General features: G+C 29.8%; 6 protein-coding genes. 4 read left to right on the forward strand and 2 right to left on the reverse strand.

Features of this window, described 5'->3' with window-relative positions; translation table 11 throughout:
- Positions 1–53 precede the first annotated feature (53 nt).
- Positions 54–278: a hypothetical protein gene (locus EV143_RS21260; RefSeq protein WP_127340084.1), complete on the reverse strand. Its 225-nt coding sequence runs from the start codon at positions 276–278 to the stop codon at positions 54–56.
- A gap of 21 nt (positions 279–299) precedes the next feature.
- Positions 300–581, reverse strand: a complete 282-nt coding sequence (locus tag EV143_RS21265) for a hypothetical protein (RefSeq protein WP_133509909.1) — start codon at positions 579–581, stop codon at positions 300–302.
- A 291-nt stretch (positions 582–872) separates the two neighbouring features.
- Here EV143_RS21265 and EV143_RS21270 point away from each other — a divergent pair, with 291 nt between their 5' ends.
- From EV143_RS21270 to EV143_RS21285, 4 genes are all read left to right on the forward strand, one after another.
- Positions 873–1,580: a hypothetical protein gene (locus tag EV143_RS21270; RefSeq protein ID WP_133509910.1), complete on the forward strand. Its 708-nt coding sequence runs from the start codon at positions 873–875 to the stop codon at positions 1,578–1,580.
- Between the two features lie 73 nt (positions 1,581–1,653).
- Positions 1,654–2,172 carry a hypothetical protein gene (locus EV143_RS21275; RefSeq protein WP_127340081.1) on the forward strand — a complete coding sequence of 173 codons (519 nt, stop codon included), beginning with the start codon at positions 1,654–1,656 and terminating at the stop codon, positions 2,170–2,172.
- 1 nt (position 2,173) lies between these two features.
- Positions 2,174–2,632, forward strand: a complete 459-nt coding sequence (locus EV143_RS21280) for a hypothetical protein (protein ID WP_127340080.1) — start codon at positions 2,174–2,176, stop codon at positions 2,630–2,632.
- A 2-nt stretch (positions 2,633–2,634) separates the two neighbouring features.
- Positions 2,635–2,901 (forward strand): helix-turn-helix domain-containing protein, encoded by a 267-nt coding sequence (locus EV143_RS21285; protein ID WP_133509911.1) that lies wholly within the window; start codon positions 2,635–2,637, stop codon positions 2,899–2,901.
- Positions 2,902–3,094: the final 193 nt, after the last annotated feature.

A 3,094-nucleotide genomic window follows, 5' to 3' on the forward strand; every position in this document is an offset into this window, starting at 1 on the left:
GTGCAATAAGTAGAAGTATGAAAAAGAAAATCATATCTTCTATAGATAAAATCTTAGACATTGGTCAACTCTTCTTTTGGTAAACCAGTGTGCTTTGCGATCACTTCCAAAATGACCGGCAAACTGAATTTTGTAGATTTTCTGGCAGCAGATTGATAAACAGATTGTACTTCAATCTGTAACTGCTTGCTGATTTTGTGTCTTAAAGGAATATCATTTCTGATGATATCGTAAACTTCATCTTTAAGCTTTTTTCTTTTGGTTACTGTTGTGGCCATATAATTTTTAGTTTGCAGTTATTAATCTCCGTTGTATTTACCAATTCCATAATATCCAGCTGCTCCACTGTTATTTGTAACGAATTGATTTCTCCATGGATATGTAATCGTTTCAATCCCTTGCCAAAGCTTTTTAGCTTCCAGTTTTTTCTTCTGTAAGCTTTTTGTTGAAGGAATTTTATTGTAAGCTTTTATTAAAATTTCTCTTTTCGCCATTTTCCATGCTTCAATTAAAGCCTGTGAAAATGTCATTTGGAATTTTCTAAATAAATCCCACGCTTTTTTAAATAATGATTTTTTCATGTTTTTGTCTTTTGAAATTCGAGCCGTTGTCGCTTCGATGCTACGACTTAATCGCAACGGCTATTTTTTTTATTCGATTTTTCTATTTCAGCTTTTTACATAGAGGTTTTCGTAAACCCATCAGCTTTATTCTTACATTTTTTCGTATTCAGTATTTCAAAGAACTTTTTTAGTACATTTGTCACTGTCATTTGTACACAGCAAACATACGAACATTTGTTCGTTTTTAAAAACTTTTACGAACAATATTTCATTATTTGTTCGTATTTATAATCATTCTAAACAATAGAAATGGATTTTTACGATAATATATTAGCGATAAAAAAAGAAAGAAAGCTTACAAATGCTGACATAGGGGCTGTTATTAACATGTCAGGAGATGCTTTTAGAATGGCGAACAAAAGACAGAGCCTAAGCGAACTAGAAAAAAACGAAATAGAAAAATTTTTCGCTTCAAAACCGAACAAACTTCAAAAAATAGAAGTTGAATTATCAAACACCGATGATGAAATTGAGATATTCACTAATAAAAACGGTATCAAATTTTACGAATATCCAGATGGATCAACCAAAATAGAAGTGATAAAGGTGCCGTTTGACGCGTATGCTTCATACTTAGAAGCATACAATGATGATGAAAAATTACATTCTGAATTTAGTACCGCAACTTTTACTGTGGATAAAGTTGCTAAGGGAAACTATCTTGCATTTAATATAAAAAACAATAGTATGAATGGTGGAGGAATAGATGATACTCCAAGTGGAGCTGAAGTTTTAGCACGTGAAATTGGCAGGCACTTATGGTGCAACGGATTCCATAAAAACAAATATGGATTTATATTAATGACCAAAAATGCAATATATCACAAAGACATTGGAGATTGTAATAACGAAACTGGCCTACTTACTTTACATTCCAGAAATAAAAGTGATGATCCCTTCGAAATTCACATGAATGATATCTATAGAATATTTAATGTAATTAAGAGAACATTTTAAATAGAAGATAGATACGGAAATCCATAATAAATAATAATCCGGATTGATTAAGTTCGGCGAAAACAATAAAACCATGAAAAAAATTACTTTTTTAATTCTTCTTTTAGCTGCAAATTATATAAGCGCTCAAAACTGTAAATACAAACGAAATGAAGTTGATGAATTTACAAAAAACAAAATTCTTGAAACTAAAGAAGATATTTTTACAATTTCCGGAATGGGTCTCGGTTTTTCTTGTGGTTATGCCTTGCTCAAAATAAATGATGTTCGATATTTAAAACTACATGTTATGTCTCCTTCCATTTTTACATTAAGATCTGAACATGAAATAATGTTTAAAACAGATTCTGAGAATACAATTAACTTGCAATTCATAGATACACAAATAGCAACAGGGACCTATAATACAACCTTAAAATCTACACATTGGGGAGCTTTTACGGCAATTCCTATTTCAGACGAAATTTATCAGCGATTACTTAACGAAAAAATTTCAAAACTCCGTATTTACACAACTGACGGTTATAGAGATGATGATGTAAGTGAAAAACGTGATAAAAAGTTCAAGGAACTTTTAAAATGCATTGAATAATATGAAAAAAATAAGCACTATCATCATAATAATTGTTTTTTTATTCTCATGTAATAAAGAAAAAAATATTAAAACAAAAAGAACAAAAGAGGATATGATACTTGAATTTTGTAAATCAGATATTCATACAAATTCTATTACTCCATCGACTATAAAATACGATTCAACATTAACAAATGTTGCTATAATTCCTAAAAATACCAAATATTACAACAAACTTTTAAATGAGATTTATGAATCATATGGTTCTAAACAAATCTTAGATACAATTTCAAAAAAATGGTCCGTATCATTGTATTATGATTCAGAAAATAAATATGGAGCTAATATTAGAAATAATGTTTATTACATAATTAAAGAAAATACAAAATATCATCAGGATACAATTTTTAACCCACAATTCATTGTTCTGTTGAAAAGAGATCAAAACAAATTTCATGAATATTTAGGCGTTGAGTAAAAATGCAAAGTACTGATCAAAGAATTCTGCGTTTAATTGAAGTTTTGATTTTACAGAATAAAGTCAATCGCGAGATAGACTTTTGCAGGGATATCGGCATCCTGCCGCAAACCGTTTCCAAAATAAGAAAAGGCATTAACCACTTTACAGTTTCACACATAGAAACAATATGTATAAAATATAACGTCAATGCAAATTGGCTTTTCGGGCGTGATAAAAAAGTGTTTAATATGTCCGGAAGTATTGAAATAGAAGACTTTTTGCAGTGAACAAAAAAGTGAACAAAAACGAATATTAATCAATTTTAATTTGTTTGTGAAGTCAATGAAATCAATCAATTAAAAAGCGAAAAAGATATAACAGAGTTTCCCTCTTTCTCCGCGAAGGTCCGAAAACAAAGGAATCTTAAGATTTTCAAAGTTTTCAAAAAAGCCTAAAAAAAGCGGCAAACCCTGCAAATCC

The sequence above is a fragment of the Flavobacterium chryseum genome (genome assembly GCF_004362015.1).
GTDB lineage: Bacteria > Bacteroidota > Bacteroidia > Flavobacteriales > Flavobacteriaceae > Flavobacterium.